The organism is Pseudomonas sp. LBUM1653, from assembly GCF_059716115.1.
On the sequence record NZ_CP166803.1, the window covers coordinates 6,563,619 to 6,579,847 of the forward strand.

The 16,229-nt window shown below is 59.2% G+C and carries 13 protein-coding genes and 1 pseudogene; 3 read left to right on the top strand and 11 right to left on the bottom strand.

Annotation, left to right across the window (positions count from 1 at the left end; genetic code table 11):
• Positions 1–177: 177 nt before the first annotated feature.
• Positions 178–1,596: a two-component system sensor histidine kinase CreC gene (gene creC / locus ACA054_RS29715; protein ID WP_497687320.1), complete on the bottom strand. Its 1,419-nt coding sequence runs from the start codon at positions 1,594–1,596 to the stop codon at positions 178–180.
• Entirely contained in the window at positions 1,596–2,276 is a 681-nt protein-coding gene (gene creB / locus ACA054_RS29720; protein WP_497687321.1) for a two-component system response regulator CreB, read from the bottom strand. Before creB ends, creC begins: the two co-directional genes overlap by 1 nt.
• A gap of 198 nt (positions 2,277–2,474) precedes the next feature.
• Between creB and ACA054_RS29725 the strand changes: the two are divergent.
• Positions 2,475–2,822, top strand: a pseudogene (locus ACA054_RS29725) (RHS repeat-associated core domain-containing protein); the annotation flags it as partial.
• Between the two features lie 527 nt (positions 2,823–3,349).
• Here ACA054_RS29725 and rloA2 read toward each other — a convergent pair.
• Entirely contained in the window at positions 3,350–3,856 is a 507-nt protein-coding gene (rloA2, locus tag ACA054_RS29730) for a retropepsin-like aspartic peptidase RloA2 (protein ID WP_110750450.1), read from the bottom strand.
• 273 nt (positions 3,857–4,129) lie between these two features.
• On the opposite strand from rloA2, the gene yihG reads away from it, so the two are divergent.
• Positions 4,130–5,017 carry a 1-acylglycerol-3-phosphate O-acyltransferase, YihG family gene (yihG, locus tag ACA054_RS29735; protein ID WP_497687322.1) on the top strand — a complete coding sequence of 296 codons (888 nt, stop codon included), beginning with the start codon at positions 4,130–4,132 and terminating at the stop codon, positions 5,015–5,017.
• Between the two features lies 1 nt (position 5,018).
• Here the strand turns inward: yihG and ACA054_RS29740 are convergent, their stop codons facing one another.
• A complete protein-coding gene (locus ACA054_RS29740) occupies positions 5,019–5,588 on the bottom strand; it encodes a DUF2780 domain-containing protein (protein ID WP_497687323.1) in 570 nt (189 codons plus the stop codon).
• Between the two features lie 226 nt (positions 5,589–5,814).
• Between ACA054_RS29740 and ACA054_RS29745 the strand changes: the two genes are divergently transcribed.
• Positions 5,815–6,852 (top strand): RHS repeat-associated core domain-containing protein, encoded by a 1,038-nt coding sequence (locus ACA054_RS29745; RefSeq protein ID WP_497687324.1) that lies wholly within the window; start codon positions 5,815–5,817, stop codon positions 6,850–6,852.
• A 77-nt stretch (positions 6,853–6,929) separates the two neighbouring features.
• Here the strand turns inward: ACA054_RS29745 and fdhA are convergent, their stop codons facing one another.
• From fdhA to glyA, 7 genes are all read right to left on the bottom strand, one after another.
• Positions 6,930–8,129 carry a formaldehyde dehydrogenase, glutathione-independent gene (gene fdhA, locus ACA054_RS29750; protein WP_150705250.1) on the bottom strand — a complete coding sequence of 400 codons (1,200 nt, stop codon included), beginning with the start codon at positions 8,127–8,129 and terminating at the stop codon, positions 6,930–6,932.
• A gap of 209 nt (positions 8,130–8,338) precedes the next feature.
• Positions 8,339–9,196 (bottom strand): formyltetrahydrofolate deformylase, encoded by an 858-nt coding sequence (gene purU / locus ACA054_RS29755; RefSeq protein ID WP_497687325.1) that lies wholly within the window; start codon positions 9,194–9,196, stop codon positions 8,339–8,341.
• Positions 9,197–9,404: 208 nt separating this feature from the next.
• Complete coding sequence (locus ACA054_RS29760) at positions 9,405–10,037, bottom strand: sarcosine oxidase subunit gamma (RefSeq protein WP_497687326.1); 633 nt, start codon at positions 10,035–10,037, stop codon at positions 9,405–9,407.
• Positions 10,038–10,185: 148 nt separating this feature from the next.
• Positions 10,186–13,203: a sarcosine oxidase subunit alpha gene (locus ACA054_RS29765; protein WP_497687327.1), complete on the bottom strand. Its 3,018-nt coding sequence runs from the start codon at positions 13,201–13,203 to the stop codon at positions 10,186–10,188.
• Positions 13,200–13,529, bottom strand: coding sequence for a sarcosine oxidase subunit delta (locus tag ACA054_RS29770; protein WP_438659005.1), 330 nt, complete (start codon positions 13,527–13,529; stop codon positions 13,200–13,202). Before ACA054_RS29770 ends, ACA054_RS29765 begins: the two co-directional genes overlap by 4 nt.
• A 14-nt stretch (positions 13,530–13,543) precedes the next feature.
• A complete protein-coding gene (locus ACA054_RS29775) occupies positions 13,544–14,794 on the bottom strand; it encodes a sarcosine oxidase subunit beta (RefSeq protein WP_008057117.1) in 1,251 nt (416 codons plus the stop codon).
• 23 nt (positions 14,795–14,817) lie between these two features.
• The gene (gene glyA / locus ACA054_RS29780) at positions 14,818–16,071 is read right to left on the bottom strand and encodes a serine hydroxymethyltransferase (RefSeq protein ID WP_497687328.1); all 1,254 of its coding nucleotides are present in this window, start codon (positions 16,069–16,071) and stop codon (positions 14,818–14,820) included.
• Positions 16,072–16,229: the final 158 nt, after the last annotated feature.

The following is a 16,229-nucleotide window of genomic DNA, read 5'->3' on the forward strand; positions in this document are numbered from 1 at the left end:
GGGACTCTCCCTGTTTTGGATGGGCAGAGTCTGGATTGGCTGTGTGGGGGATTTATGGGGGGAATGTGGAGATTATGTGGAGACTGGGCCGGCCTCTTCGCGAGCAAGCCCGCTCCCACAGGGAAATGCATTGCTAATGTGGGAGCGGGCTTGCTCGCGAATGGCCGCGACTCGGTTCTAAGCCAGGCGCAACCTGACTTCAACCCCGCCTTCGACATTACCGATGCTAATCGTCCCACCGTGCAAGCTGACGACTTCTTCAACGAAATTAAGCCCCAGCCCGGTGCTCTTGCGCCCGCTGTCCGGCCGCGGCAGTGAATAGAAACGCTCGCTCAATCGCGCCAGCGCATAGTCAGGAATTGCCTCGGCCTGATTGAACAGCTTGAACTCGATCTGCTCGCCAATTCGTTCGGCGGTGAATCGCAGCACGCCCTGAACAGGGGTGAAATCCAGCGCATTCTCCAACAGATTTCCCAGCGCCTGGCGCAATAGAAACGGCTCACCGAGCAACGTCAGGTCCGCCGCGATGGTCTGTTCAACGCGCAACTGCCTGCCTTCGATTCGCCCGGCCTGAGCGATCAACAGCTCTTGAACCAATGCCGCCAAAGGCACTGCGACCTGCTCTTCCAGCCCCTGACGCTGTTCAACCTGCGCCAGATTCAACAGCCGCTCGATCAACTGTTGCATGCGCGCGCTTTCACTGTCGATGTTGCCGACAAAACGCTGCCGTTGGGCCAACGGCATCTCGCCCTGCAGCAGTTCCGCGGCGCCGCGAATTGCCGCCAGCGGGCTCTTCAGTTCATGGGTGAGCGTATGCACATAGCGCTCGACATAGGCCTTGCCTTCGAGCTGCGTGCGCATCTGTTCCACCGCCGTCGCCAGTTGCTCCAGTTCGCCACCGCGATAATGCGGCACCTCGATTCGACGGCCTTCGCTCACTGCCTGGGCATAAGCGGTCAACCGCCGCAGCGACCGACTCAACCACCAGGACAACAGCGCACCGAACAGCAAGCCGAGGCCGATCAGCCCCGCGCCATAAGCCAGCAATCGCCGTTCAGTGCGATCCACATAAGGCTGCAACGAGCTGTTGGGCTTAGCCACGGTGACCACGCCGATGATCCGGCCGTTATCGCGAATCGGCGCGCCGACGTGCATCACCGAAGAGCTCGCATCAGTGGGGTCACTGCGGGTCGAGCGAGCGCCGTATTCGCCACGCAGGGTCAGGTAAACGTCGTTCCAGCGCGAATAATCCTGACCGACCGCTGCGCCACTGGAATCCAGCCCCACAATGCCGTTGGCATCGGTGACGTAGATGCGGTGGTTGACCTGATTTTTCGGCAAACCCCAGATGTTCGCCGCCGGTTGCCGCTCGCCGTAAGCCTTGAGCAGTTCCGGCCAGCGGCTCTGGTTGAGGGTGCCGGCCTTGAAGTCATCGCGCAGGATTTCCGCCATCAGGTTGGCGGTGTCGACCAGGGTTTCTTCGGTGGACTGGCGCACACCGGGGCGGATTTCTTCCATCACCGTGTTGAGCACGAAGTAGCCGGTCAAGCCGATGAACAGCACATAGACCAGGAAAATCCGTATCCCCAACGGCATCAGCTGTGTCCCGGGCTGTAGCTGTAGCCGAGGCCGCGATGGGTCTGAATCGGCTCTGCATCGGCCTTAACCAATCGCAACTTGGCGCGCACGCTCTTGATGTGGCTGTCGATGCTGCGCTCGTAGCCGGCATCGGCGGCCACACCCAACGCATCGAGCAATTGCTCGCGGCTGAACACGCGCTCGGGTTGTTCCAGCAGGCATTGCAGCAAACGGAATTCGTGGCGGGTGAGGGTCAGCGGATGGCCGCGATAACTGATCTGTATGCGTTCGTTATCGATGCGAAACAGTGCTGGTGCGATTTCGGTCAGGTTTTTTGGCGCCATGCGCTTGAGAATCGCCCGAACCCGCGCCGCCACTTCACGGGGGCTGAACGGCTTGACCACATAATCGTCGGCACCTATCTCCAGGCCGACGACACGGTCTATTTCGCCATCGCGGGCGCTGAGAAACATCACTGGTACTTCGCTGAAACGCCGCAACTGCTTGCAGGTTTCGAAGCCGCTGATGTCGGGTAGGCCGATGTCGAGGATGATCAGATCCGCCGGGGTCAGACGCTGATGCTCCAGCGCCGCCGCGCCAAGGGTCAGCCAAGTAGTGCTGAACCCCTCGCCTTGCAAGGCAAAAATCAGCGTGTCGGCAATCGCCGCTTCGTCTTCGACAATCAGGATATGAGGCATGGCGTCCGAGCCTGGTGGTTGAGTGGGCGAACGGTGACTCAAGGCTGAATCGACGTCAATCGGACTGAGTCAAATCAGCGGGGTCTGTAGGACCTAGCAGTTCTGATAGTGGGCAATGGCTGAAAAAGGACCGATGCTGAAGGAACAGCTTTTTGGACCTTGCTCGGAGTTCAGCCGATGTCTAATCAATCACGCAAAACGAAACTGCTGGCAACCGATCAACAGCAGTCGGTGTTGAACGCCCTTGACGCGAATCAGCCCCATCCCATTGCCTACACACCCTATGGCCACCGTCCACGGGAAAACGGTTTGCTCAGCTTGCTCGGATTTAATGGCGAACTGCCGGACCCGCTAACCGGGCATTATCATTTGGGGAAAGGGTATCGGCAGTTCAATCCGGTGTTGATGCGATTTAACAGTCCAGATAGTTGGAGTCCGTTTGGGGAGGGCGGGTTGAATGCGTATCTATATTGCATGGGAGATCCAGTGAATAGCATCGATCCGTCAGGGCACACACCTAAATTCTTGAAAATAACACTTAGAAAGTTGAAACTCATGAGAGCACCCAAAACTGATTACGCAAACAAAGCAAGCACGGTGGTACCCCGTTCAAGAGAGGTCAAAGCTCAAGAAATCGACCTGATCACCACCCCTAAGCCTTCTCTCCAACAAAACCGCAAACCCAATGGACTAACCCCAACTGAATCAAACCTTAAATTAAACTCCAAGTATAAAAACCAACCAAAAAAACCCACCAATCTTCCTCATGAAGGTAAACACTTTCCTCCAAAACCGTCACCATCAATCCATGACAGTGTAGATACTGAAAGCTACAAAGAATTCGCGACACTTGAACAATTACATCTTGATCACATCAATAGCGGAGCAATACTTGACACTCTAAAAAACCAGCCGTCAACATCAAAGCCTCTGCAAGATTTGGCAATAATTCAGAGGGCAATCAATATACGGTTCGCTCAGTAAAATGACATACACTCAAACTAATTTTCACTTCCGAACAGTTCACTCACCCGATCTAAGCACAATTCTGTTCGGAATACTCAGCACCGCTATCAACAATCCGGCTTATCCGCCGTAAACCTCCGAGCCGGATTCACCGCCGCGCCAAACTCACGCAACGCCTTGGCGCCGATCAACAATGGGTAATTGAAGCTGCTGCGGTCAGTGAGGTTGACCTCGACCGTGCGTTTTACATTACCCAGGCACAACTCCAGATCGACCACAGGGCGCTTGGTGGGCGCAATCACTTCGCTGTCATCCTCATCCTCTTCGGAGCGGGTCTTGATCTTGCTGATCCGCGCCACCTTGTGCTCGTAAACCTTATTGCTCGCATCCTTGGTAGCCAGGCGGAAACGCACCCAGTCTTCGCCGTCGCGAGTGAAGGTTTCGATGTCCTTGGCCGACAGCGACGCGGTCAGAGCGCCGGTGTCCATTTTGGCCTTGAGCACTTCGCCACCAATTTCCGGCAATGCGATGTATTCGTAGCGACCGTACAGGGTCGGCTCGGCGGCCATGACCGGCAGGGCAATGAGTGAAAGCAGTGCAAGAAGGGATTTCACGTACTGGGAGTCCTTGAGGGTTGGCAACGCAATTTTAGACTGCTGTTGAATAGATCGTTCCCATTCTCTGCAAAGGACTGCCTCAACTGACGCTCTGTGTTCGGCTCTTGATTTGGGACGCAGAGCGTCCCGGGCTGCATTCCCACGCAGAGCGTGGGAACGATCAGTCTCCGGAGGTTAGCGCGTCAGAGGTGAAACATTCGTCACCCGCGATTTGGCCTGTCGCCCGAAGCTGCTTATCATGGCGCGCCCAAACGCTTCCAAGAGTTCTTTATGCGCCGCCTGCTCACCGGCTGTTTCGTCACATTGCTGCTGTTGCTCAACACGCTGGTCCTGTTCGGACCATTGATGGTGTTTGCCCTCCTCAAACTGGTTCTTCCCGGGCGCTTTCGCGATTACGCCTCATGGGCGGTGATGTGGATCGCCGAGACCTGGGCCGAGATCGACAAGCTGATCTTCCGCCTGTGCATTCCCACTCAGTGGGACATTCGTGGCGGTGACGATCTTCGCACCGACACCTCGTATCTGGTGATCAGCAACCATCAATCCTGGGTCGATATCCCGGCGCTTATCCAGACGCTGAACCGCCGCACGCCGTTCTTCAAATTCTTCCTCAAGAAAGAACTGATTTGGGTGCCGTTCCTGGGCCTGGCGTGGTGGGCGCTGGATTACCCGTTCATGAAGCGCTACAGCAAGGCGTTTCTTGCCAGGCATCCGGAGTTGGCGGGCAAGGATCTGGAGATCACCAAACAAGCCTGCGAACTGTTCAAGCGCCAGCCCGTGACGGTGGTCAACTATCTGGAAGGCACTCGCTACACCCCCGCCAAAAGCAACCAGCAACAATCACCCTTCACCCACCTGCTCAGGCCCAAGGCGGGCGGCGTGGCCTTCGTGTTAGCGGCGATGGGTGAACAGCTGGATGCGGTGCTGGACGTGACTGTGGTGTATCCGCAGCAGGTAATTCCGGGGTTCTGGGACTTGATCAGCGGCAATGTGCCGAGGGTCATCATCGACATCAAGACCCGCGAACTCGACCCGGCGCTATGGCAGGGTGATTACGAAAACGATCCGCTGTTTCGTGAGGAAGTCCAGAACTGGGTCAACCAGCTCTGGATCGAGAAGGACCGGCGTATCGACGCCTTGCGCACCGAGCGCCGCTGAATTAGCTACCCGTGCCGATGCCGGTGCCCGTGCCCGTACCCCAAATGCTGCCCAGACTGCTCAGCAGCGAACCGCCGACGCCCTGCTGACCGAGGTACTGCAGGATCACCGGGGTAAACAACCCGATCATGCCGGTGTCCATGCCTAGGGCGCTGAAGGCGTTGTTCAGGTCATTGGTGTCCTTGACGTTGCCCAAGGCGTTATCCAGGCCTGCGGCCTTGCCGTTCGAACCGAGCAAACCGGCAAGCGCGCCCAGTTCACCCCCACCCGAGAGAATGTCGATCCCCGGCACGCTTTTGGCCAGCTCCGAGTAGTCGGTCGAACTCAGCTGATTCTTCGCCAACCCGAGCATCGCCCCGGCACCGCCAACGGCTTGCTGTGGCGTCACGTTCAATTGACTCAGCGCGCCCAGCAGGTCTGCTGTCTCTGAAGTCGGCGCAGCCTCAGTTGCCGCGTTGCCTTTCATCCCGGAAATGGCATTGGCCGCATCGCTCAGGCTGAACTGGGCAAAGACCGGGCTGGCTGCCAGGGTCATGAGCGATGCCAGTGCAAAACCGCGTGAAATCTTCATCCAGACATCCTCTTGTGCCATGAAAACCGTCTGCTTGAAGGACGGCAAAGCTGCCGGTTTGACCGGGTATGAGCGGGCATGTTCCTCAGGCCGACACCCATTTTCAACCCGCTCGTCGAAATACGGATCTGAGGGTTAAAAAACTATCAGATCTGCTAGTAGGCAGCCTTGGTCAGTAGCGCCACAGTAATCCCTGAATCGACGAACCTGCACAGGAAGACCGGCCATGTTGTCCAATCGCGAAACGTTGCTCTGCCGCTACGCCTACGACCCTTTGGATCGACTGGTCGATTGCACTCCCTCGGCGCAAGCCGCCGCCCAGCGTTTTTACATGAAAGATCGCGTGGCTTCCGAAATTCAAGGCACGGTGCAGCGTTCGATCATGCAGCACAACGATCAATTGCTGGCACAGAAACAGCGTCAGGGCAGCACGACTGCGGAGACATCCTTGCTCGCTACCGATCAACAACGTTCGGTGTTAAACGTGCTCGACCCGTCCCGATCTCATTCCTTCGCCTACACGCCGTATGGTCACCACCCTGCGGCAAAAGGATTACTCAGCCTGCTCGGCTTCAACGGCGAACCGCCGGATCCGGTTTCGGGGTGTTATTTGTTGGGGAATGGTTATCGGGCGTTTAATCCGGTATTGATGCGATTTAACAGTCCGGATAGTTGGAGTCCGTTTGGGGAGGGCGGGTTGAATAGCTATGCCTATTGCTACGGAGATCCTAGCAATAGATCAGATCCTACTGGACACAAAGCAAAAGCTTTATGGGCAGCCCTGAGAAATAATTTGAAATTTTTAATCGGTAATGGTGAGCAAGTAACTATTCTTGTTCTTCGACCCCTTAAAATGACAGCCCGAGCAACAAAGCGTTCAGCTGGAGATGCTTTTCAGTTGGCAATAAAAGAGATACCTATACAAAAAGTCGCTCCTATCCAGCGCACGCCTGTCTTGGCGGTGCAGTCGACACTTTCCCCAAACCTGCAGAACTCCATTGTCAATCAAACAGCGAATTCAGCGACCATTGCAAACCAACATCAAGCCAATCAAGGCACCTCCGCTCTAATGGGGCAAAGCTCTAACGCAACATCTCGGCTTGATATAGAAAGAGGTATAACAATAAGAACATTAACAGACAGCGGTTACTCTCCACCCTTCATCATGAGTATGCTAAATCGAAATTTAAGAGTAACCCGGAGCCCACGCGGGACCAGAGGGAGCCTCTCCCGCCACCCTCGAAACAGTGGAGCCGACCACTAAACATTTGTCCTTCAATTAATTAGATCCTCTCAGTAAAAGGGCGACTCTACGTCGCCCTCTCACCCCAGCAAAAAGCCCTACGCCGCACTAAACAACTTATGCGGATCAATCACAAACTTCTTCGGCACACCCGCATCAAATTCGCCATACCCTTCCGGCGCCTGATCCAGGCTAATCACCTGCACCCCCACCACTTCAGCAATGTTGATACGGTCCCACATGATCGCCTGCATCAATTGGCGGTTGTACTTCATCACTGGCGTCTGGCCGGTGTGGAAGCTGTGGGATTTGGCCCAGCCCAGACCGAAGCGGATGCTCAGGCTGCCCATTTTTGCGGCGGCATCGACAGCACCTGGATCTTCGGTGACGTAGAGGCCAGGGATACCGATTTTGCCGGCTACGCGCACCACGCCCATCAGCGAGTTGAGCACGGTGGCCGGGGCTTCGTGTTTCACGCCGTCATGGCCGTGGCCGCGGGCTTCGAAGCCTACGGCGTCGATGGCGCAATCCACTTCCGGTTCGCCTAGCAGTGCGGCGATTTGTTCGTGCAGCGGGGTGTCGAGGGACAGGTCGGCGATTTCGAAACCCTGGGCCTTGGCGTGTGCCAGGCGCACGGTGTTGACGTCACCGACGATCACCACTGCCGCGCCCAGCAGGCGAGCGGAAGCGGCAGCCGCCAGACCGACCGGGCCGGCACCGGCGATGTATACGGTGCTGCCTGGGCCTACGCCGGCAGTCACGGCGCCGTGGTAACCGGTCGGCAGGATGTCGGAGAGGCAGGTCAGGTCGCGGATTTTTTCCATCGCGCGATCGCGATCAGGCAATTTCAGCAGGTTGAAGTCGGCGTACGGCACTAGCGCGTATTCCGCTTGGCCACCGGTCCAGTCGCCCATGTCGACGTAACCGTAGGCACCGCCAGGCCGCGCCGGGTTAACGCTCAGGCACACGCCGGTGTGCATTTCCTTGCAGGAGCGGCAGCGCCCGCACGCCACGTTGAACGGTACGGACACCAGGTCGCCGATTTGCAGGTTTTCGACGTCGCGGCCCTTCTCGATAACTTCACCGGTGATCTCGTGACCCAGGACCAGACCGGTTTGAGCGGTGGTACGGCCGCGCACCATGTGCTGGTCGGAACCACAGATGTTGGTGGAAACCACGCGCAGGATGACGGCGTGCTCGATCTTCCTGCCGCGCGGGTCCTGCATTTTCGGATAGTCGATTTTCTGTACTTCGACCTTGCCAGCGCCGAGATACACCACACCACGATTGCCAGACATGCTTTCACCTCGCTGTTGTTTTTATGTAGCGGTCGCGTCGCCATGGAGCGGCGGCGCGTTGATTGCTCGGGTTATTGCCTGTGTCTTTTTGCGTTGTATTTGAGGGCCTCATCGCGAGCAGGCTCGCTCCCACAGTTGATCTTGGGTGTGACCAGGATCCGCGGGCAGACACAAATCCCTGTGGGAGCGAGCCTGCTCGCGATGGCGATCTAAAGAACGACGGTTCTGTTCGCGTTGAGAAACACCCTTCGCTCGATGTGATAACCAACCGCCCTGGCCAATGTCAGCCCCTCGATATCCCGCCCCCTGGCGATCAAATCTTCGGGGTAATGGCTGTGATCCACCACCTCGACGCCCTGGGCGATGATCGGACCTTCATCGAGATCGTTGTTGATGTAATGCGCCGTGGCGCCGACCAGTTTCACGCCCTTGTTGTAGGCCTGGTGGTAAGGCTTGGCACCCTTGAAACCCGGTAGCAGGGAGTGGTGGATATTGATCGCCCTGCCGTCGAGTTTGCGGCACAGCTCTGGCGACAGGACCTGCATGTAACGGGCAAGGATCACCAGTTCGGCGCCGGACTCTTCGATCACCTGCAACACCTGACGCTCCTGTGACGGTTTGTCGTTCGGGTCCAGCGGGAAGTGGTAGTACGGAATCTGGTGCCAGTCGGCCAGCGGTTTGAGGTCCGGGTGGTTGGAGACCACGGCAGCCACGTCCATCGACAGCTGGCCGATGCGCTGACGGTAGAGCAAGTCGTTGAGGCAGTGATCGGCCTTGGACACCATGATCACCACTTTTGGCCGGTAATGCGGCGGGGTCAGCTCGAAGATCATGCCGAAGGATTCACCGCGTTCGGCGAGGCCTGCGCGAAACGACTGCTCGTCGAAGCCATCCGGTTGGCGGAACTCCACGCGAATGAAGAAACGGCCCGAGAGCCGGTCATCGAAAGAGTGGTGTTCGGTGACGTAGCAGCCCTGCTCAAACAGAAAGCGCGTCACCGCGTCCACGGTGCCGAGCACGCTGGGGCAGTCGGCGGTCAGAATCCATGTGTCTGGGGCGCGGCTCATAGTGCGGTGACTCCTGTTACAACATCGTGATCGAAGAGAACTGTGTGGCGAGGGGATTTATCCCCGTTGGGCCGCGAAGCGGCCCCAATGTTTGCAACCATGGTGTATCAGGTACACCGCATTCAATGGTTTACGACTGCTGCGCAGCCGGACGGGGATAAATCCCCTCGCCACAAAATCCCCTCGCCACGGGTGGGAACGATCATCTTTATGCCTGAACGCTAAGGCCGAACTCGGCAGAAGCATCCTGCAACCACAACCACCAGTAATCCGAGAAGCTGCGGCGGATCAGCAATTCCCAGGTGTCTTCGCCGGTGTGACGGATCACCAGTTGCGACTTGGCGAACACCGTGCCAACCGCCTTGCCCACCGGGAAGTTGTTCGGATGCACGTCGTAGCTGGTGGATTTCATCAGCACCTGGCGCACGTTCGGGCCGCTCAGTTCGAGGATCTGCTGGCCACCGCTGACGTTGACGATCTGGATGTGCAGATCGCCCAGCGCTTTGCGCAGTTTTTGCTCGGCGGCGAATTCTTCACCGGTCGGCACGATCAGCAACCATTCATCCGGCCCCATCCATTGCAGGCTGGTTTCGCCTTTGACGATGACGGTAAGCGCGCCCGGCAATTCGATGCCGAGGGCTTTGTGTACGCCCGCGGCAAACGCGGCATCGTGGCCATCGCCACGGATGGTCAGGTGGCCGAGGAGTTTTTTCTCGCGCACGGTCACACCGGCGCTCTTGCGGCCCTTGCCCACCAGGCTGGCGAGGTCGGCGTGATGCAGCGACGACTCGGCCTTGGCCCCGGTGGTTGGGCGTTGTTGGTAAACATTGGCTGCGGTCATAAAGCACCTTTCCTGAATTCTGTTGGCCTTGTGGAGGCTGTTCTGCCGTCTTCGCGAGCAGGCTCGCTCCCACAGGGGTTACGCGATATCCTGTGGGAGCGAGCCTGCTCGCGAAGGCGTCGTCAGGCTCACCACAGGGCCTGGGCAATCACACGTTCTGGCGTTCGCCTTTCGGATCGAAGAACACCGAAGAAACGATTTCCGCCTCGATCACGCTGCCGTCCGCCAGTGGCGCGAACACACGCTCGCCCATACGGTTGAGGCCGCCCTTGACCACGCCCATGGCAAACGAATAGCCCAGGGAGTTGTGCAGGTAACTGGAAGTCACGTGACCCACCATGGTCATCGGGATCGCTTGCTTGGTGTTGAACACCAGTTGCGCGCCTTCCGGCAGCCATTTGTTCGGGTCGATCGGCTTCAGGCCGACCAGCTGCTTACGCTGATCACGCACACAGTCTTCGCGGTTCATGCCACGCCAGCCGATCCACGAGAACGGTTTGGTGCGACCGACACACCAGCCCATGTTCAGGTCGTCCGGGGTCATCGAGCTGTCAGTGTCCTGACCGACGATGATGAAGCCCTTCTCGGCCCGCAGCACGTGCATGGTTTCGGTGCCGTACGGCGTCAGGTTGTACTTCTTGCCAGCGTCGACGATTTTTTCCAGTACGCCCATGGCGTAGTCGGCTTGCACGTTGACTTCGTACGACAGCTCACCGGTAAACGAAATCCGGAAGATCCGCGCCGGCACACCACCGACCAAGGCCTCTTTCCAGGTCATGAACGGGAAGGCTTCGTTGCTCAGGTCGGCGTCGGTGACTTCGCTGAGCAGCTTGCGGCTGTTCGGCCCGGACAAGGTCATGGTTGCCCAGTGATCGGTCACGGAAGTGAAGTACACCTTCAGCTCTGGCCATTCAGTCTGGGAGTAGATTTCCAGCCATTGCAGCACGCGTGCAGCGCCGCCGGTGGTGGTGGTCATCACGAAGTGGTTGTCGGCGAGGCAGGCGGTTACGCCGTCGTCGAAGACCATGCCGTCTTCTTTGCACATCAGGCCATAACGGGCCTTGCCCACGTCGAGCTTGGTCCAGGCGTTGGTGTAGATGCGGTTGAGGAACTCACGTGCATCCGGGCCTTGAATGTCGATCTTGCCCAGGGTCGAAGCGTCCAGCAGGCCGACGCTGTCGCGTACGGCTTTGCATTCGCGCTTGACTGCCGCGTGCATGTCTTCACCGGATTTCGGGAAGTACCACGGACGCTTCCACTGGCCAACGTCTTCGAACTCGGCGCCGTTTTTCAGGTGCCAGTGATGCAGTGCGGTGAAACGCACCGGTTCGAAGATGTGCCCACAGTGACGACCGGCCACGGCGCCGAAGGTCACCGGCGTGTAGTTCGGACGGAACATGGTGGTGCCCATCTGTGGGATGGTCACGTTCAGCGAACGAGCGGCGATGGCCAGGCCGTTGACGTTGCCGAGCTTGCCCTGATCGGTGCCGAAGCCCAGCGCGGTATAGCGCTTGACGTGCTCGACCGACTCGAAGCCTTCGCGGGTCGCCAGTTCGATACCGGCCGCGGTGACGTCGTTTTGCAGGTCGACGAATTGCTTCGGCGCACGTGCGGTGACTTTCTCGTAAGGCACTTGAAACAATGCCAGTGTAGGCTCTTCCAGGCGGACCAAGGCTTTGGGCAACTTGGCTTCGACCGGACCGAAGCCGGCTTCGCTGGCGGCGCGAACACCACCTTCAAAACCGTCGGCCAGGGAATCGCCGAGGCCGTAGACGCCGTTGATGCCACCGACGCATACGCGTTTCTGCGGAGCTTCGCCCGGTACGAAACCGAGGATGTCTTCACGCCAGATCGGCTTGCCGCCCAGGTGCGAAGCCAGGTGAACCACCGGGCTATAGCCGCCGGAACTGGCGACCAGGTCGCAATCGAGCCATTCGCCAGGGCTCGTGACCTTGTGTCCTTTCACATCGATCGCGGCCACGCGGGCAGCGGTGACGCGCTTGCTGCCACGGGCTTCGATCACAGCGCTACCGGTGAGGATGCGGATGCCTTTTGCACGCGCCTCTTCCACCAACGCTCCACGCGGGTTGCTGCGGGCGTCGGCGATGGCCACGACTTGCAAACCGGCATCGAGCCAATCCAGCGCTACGCGGTAAGCGTGATCGTTGTTGGTCGACAGCACCAGCTTCTTGCCCGGTGCCACGCCGTAGCGGCGCACGTAAGTCGAGACAGCGCCAGCCAGCATGTTGCCCGGCACGTCGTTGTTGCCGTAAACCAGTGGACGCTCGTGAGCGCCGGTCGCCAACACTACACGCTTGGCGCGAACCCGGTGGATGCGCTGACGCACCTGGCCAATCGGCGCGCGGTCACCGAGGTGATCGGTGAGGCGCTCATGAATGGTCAGGAAGTTGTGGTCGTGGTAACCGTTGACCGTGGCGCGCGGCAACAGCAGCACGTCCGGGGTGTCCTTCAGCTCGGCGATGACGCTGGCGACCCACTCGGTTGCAGGCTTGCCATCGAGGCTTTCGCGGGAGTCGAGCAGGCTACCGCCGAACTCTTCCTGCTCATCGGCCAGGATTACACGCGCACCGCTACGCGCAGCCGCCAGTGCAGCGGCCAGGCCTGCAGGGCCGGCGCCGACGATCAGCACATCGCAGTGCTGGTTCATGTAGTCGTAGGTGTCTGGATCATTCTCGGTTGGCGAGCGACCCAGGCCGGCAGCCTTACGAATGTACTTCTCGTAAGTCATCCAGAACGATTGCGGGTACATGAAGGTTTTGTAGTAGAAACCCGGTGGCATCAGCTTGCCGCCGACCTTGCCGAGAATCCCCATCATGTCGTTGTTTACGTTTGGCCAGCCGTTGGTGCTGGTAGCGACCAGGCCCTGGTACAGCGCTTGTTGCGTGGCGCGTACGTTGGGGATCTGCGTGGCTTCGGTTGCGCCAATCTGCAGCACCGCGTTTGGCTCTTCGGCACCGGCGGCATAGATGCCGCGCGGACGGGAATACTTGAAACTGCGACCGATGATGTCGACGCCGTTGGCCAGCAATGCGGCGGCCAGGGAATCGCCCTCGAAGCCTTTATAGCTCTGGCCGTTGAAGGTGAACGTCAGGACTTTGTTGCGGTCGATCCGTCCGCCGTTGGACAGGCGATTGATCTGGCTCATACCTTCTCTCCCAGAGCCGTGGTGGCCGCTTTCGGGCTATCGGTCTTGTCGGTGAATTGTGGCTTGGTGCCGATCTTGTAGGTTTCGAGAATCTCGTAGGTCACGGTGTCACGGGTGGCGTTGAAGTACTGACGGCAACCGGCGACGTGATCCCAGAGCTCGTGATGCAGACCGCGAGGGTTGTCGCGGAAGAACATGTAGTCGCCCCACTCCTCGTCGGTGCAGCTGTTGGGGTCCAGTGGACGCGGGATGTGCGCCTGGCCGGATGCGTGGAATTCCTCTTCGGAGCGCAGCTCGCCGCAGTGAGGACAGAAGATATGCAACATGGGGATTTCTCCTGTTAGTGGGCAACCGCAGCAGCGCCGTGTTCGTCGATCAACGCACCGTTGTGGAAACGGTCGATGGAGAAAGGTGCGGCCAATGGGTGCATTTCACCCTTGGCCAGGCTCGCGGCAAAAACGTTGCCCGAGCCAGGTGTAGCCTTGAAGCCACCGGTGCCCCAACCGCAGTTGAAGAACATGTTCGGTACCGGGGTTTTCGAAATGATCGGGCATGCGTCCGGGGTGGTGTCGACGATGCCGCCCCACTGACGGTTCATGCGTACGCGGGACAAGACCGGGAACATCTCGACGATGGCCTGGACGGTGTGTTCGATCACCGGGTACGAACCACGCTGGCCGTAGCCGTTGTAGCCGTCGATACCGGCGCCGATCACCAGGTCGCCCTTGTCGGACTGGCTGATGTAACCGTGCACGGCGTTGGACATGATCACGCTGTCGATAATCGGCTTGATCGGCTCGGACACCAGCGCTTGCAGCGGGTGGGATTCGATCGGCAGGCGGAAACCGGCGAGTTTGGCCATGTGCCCGGAGTTACCGGCGGTCACTACGCCGACGCGCTTGGCGCCGATGAAGCCCTTGTTGGTTTCAACACCGATGCACACGCCGTTTTCCTTGCGGAAACCGATCACTTCGGTCTGCTGGATCAGGTCCACGCCCAATGCGTCCGCGGCACGGGCAAAGCCCCAGGCTACGGCATCGTGACGGGCCACGCCGCCGCGACGCTGGACGGTTGCGCCCATCACCGGGTAGCGAGTGTTCTTCGAGCAGTCGAGGTACGGAATCTCGTCGGCCACTTGCTTGGCATCGAGCAGTTCGCCGTCGACGCCGTTGAGGCGGTTGGCGCTGACCCGACGCTCGGAATCGCGAATGTCCTGCAGGGTGTGGCACAGGTTGTAGACGCCGCGCTGGGAGAACATCACGTTGTAGTTCAGGTCCTGGGACAGGCCTTCCCACAGTTTCATCGCGTGTTCGTACAGGTGCGCCGACTCGTCCCACAGGTAGTTGGAGCGAACGATGGTGGTGTTGCGCGCGGTGTTACCGCCGCCCAGCCAGCCTTTTTCGACCACGGCCACGTTGGTGATGCCGTGTTCCTTGGCCAGGTAGTAGGCGGTCGCCAGACCATGCCCGCCACCGCCGACGATGACCACGTCGTAGACCTTTTTCGGGGTCGGCGTGCGCCACATGCGCTGCCAGTTTTCATGGTGGCTGAGGGAGTGTTTGAAGAGGCCGAAGCCTGAGTAGCGTTGCATAGTCATTTACTCCAAAACCGCGCTCAGCGATAAACCGGGAAGTCCGCGCACAGTGCCGATACTTGCTGCGCAACATTGGCCTCGACATCGGCATCGCCGAGGTTGTCGAGGATGTCGCAGATCCAGCCGGCCAGTTCAACGCACTGGGTCACCTTGAAGCCGCGAGTGGTCACCGCCGGGGTGCCGATGCGCAGGCCGGAAGTCACGAACGGCGACTGTGGATCGTTCGGGACAGCGTTCTTGTTCACGGTGATGTGGGCGCGACCGAGTGCTGCATCCGCCTCTTTGCCGGTGAGGCCCTGACGGATCAGGCTGACCAGGAACAGATGGTTATCGGTCCCGCCGGACACTACATCGTAGCCGCGTTTGATAAACACGCCGGCCATGGCCTGGGCGTTGTCGATCACTTGTTGCTGGTAGGTCTTGAAGCCTGGCTCCAGCGCTTCCTTGAAGCACACCGCCTTACCGGCGATCACGTGCATCAGCGGGCCGCCCTGGGCACCGGGGAATACTGCAGCGTTGAGCTTCTTCTCGATTTCTTCGTTGGACTTGGCCAGGATCAGGCCGCCACGTGGACCGCGCAGGGTCTTGTGGGTGGTGGTGGTGACCACGTCGGCGTAAGGCAGCGGGTTCGGGTACAGGCCGGCAGCGACCAGACCGGCGACGTGGGCCATGTCGACGAACAGCAGCGCACCGACTTTGTCAGCGATCTGACGGAAGCGCGGGAAGTCGAGGGTCTTGGAGTAGGCCGAGAAGCCAGCGACGATCATCTTCGGCTTGCACTCGACGGCCAGGCGCTCGACTTCGTCGTAGTCGATCAGGCCGGTCTTGGTGTCGATGCCGTACTGAACGGCGTTGTACAGCTTGCCCGAGGACGACACTTTGGCGCCGTGAGTCAGGTGACCGCCATGGGCCAGGCTCATGCCGAGGATGGTGTCGCCGGCTTGCAGCAGGGCCAGGTACACGGCGCTGTTGGCCGAAGAACCGGAGTGTGGCTGGACGTTGGCGTAGTCGGCGCCGAACAGCTGCTTGGCGCGTTCGATGGCCAGGGCTTCAACCTTGTCCACGTGCTCGCAGCCACCGTAGTAGCGCTTGCCCGGATAGCCTTCGGCGTACTTGTTGGTCAGGCCGCTGCCTTGCGCTTCCATCACGCGCTTGCTGGTGTAGTTCTCTGACGCGATCAGCTCGATGTGATCTTCCTGACGTTGCTCCTCGGCATTCATCGCCGCCAGCAGTGCATCGTCGTAACCCTGGATCTGGTCTTGCTTGCTGAACATCGCGTCTCTCCCAGCGGCGGTGGTGCGCCATTCGTCTCGGTGAGGCACTGGCTTTTCGGCAGTGCCCTTTGATAGCGATGGTATGACCGGCTTCGAGTCGTCAAATGCCTACGCGCGCCACGCAAAGGTGCGTTTACGACATGGCGGAAAATGGCAAG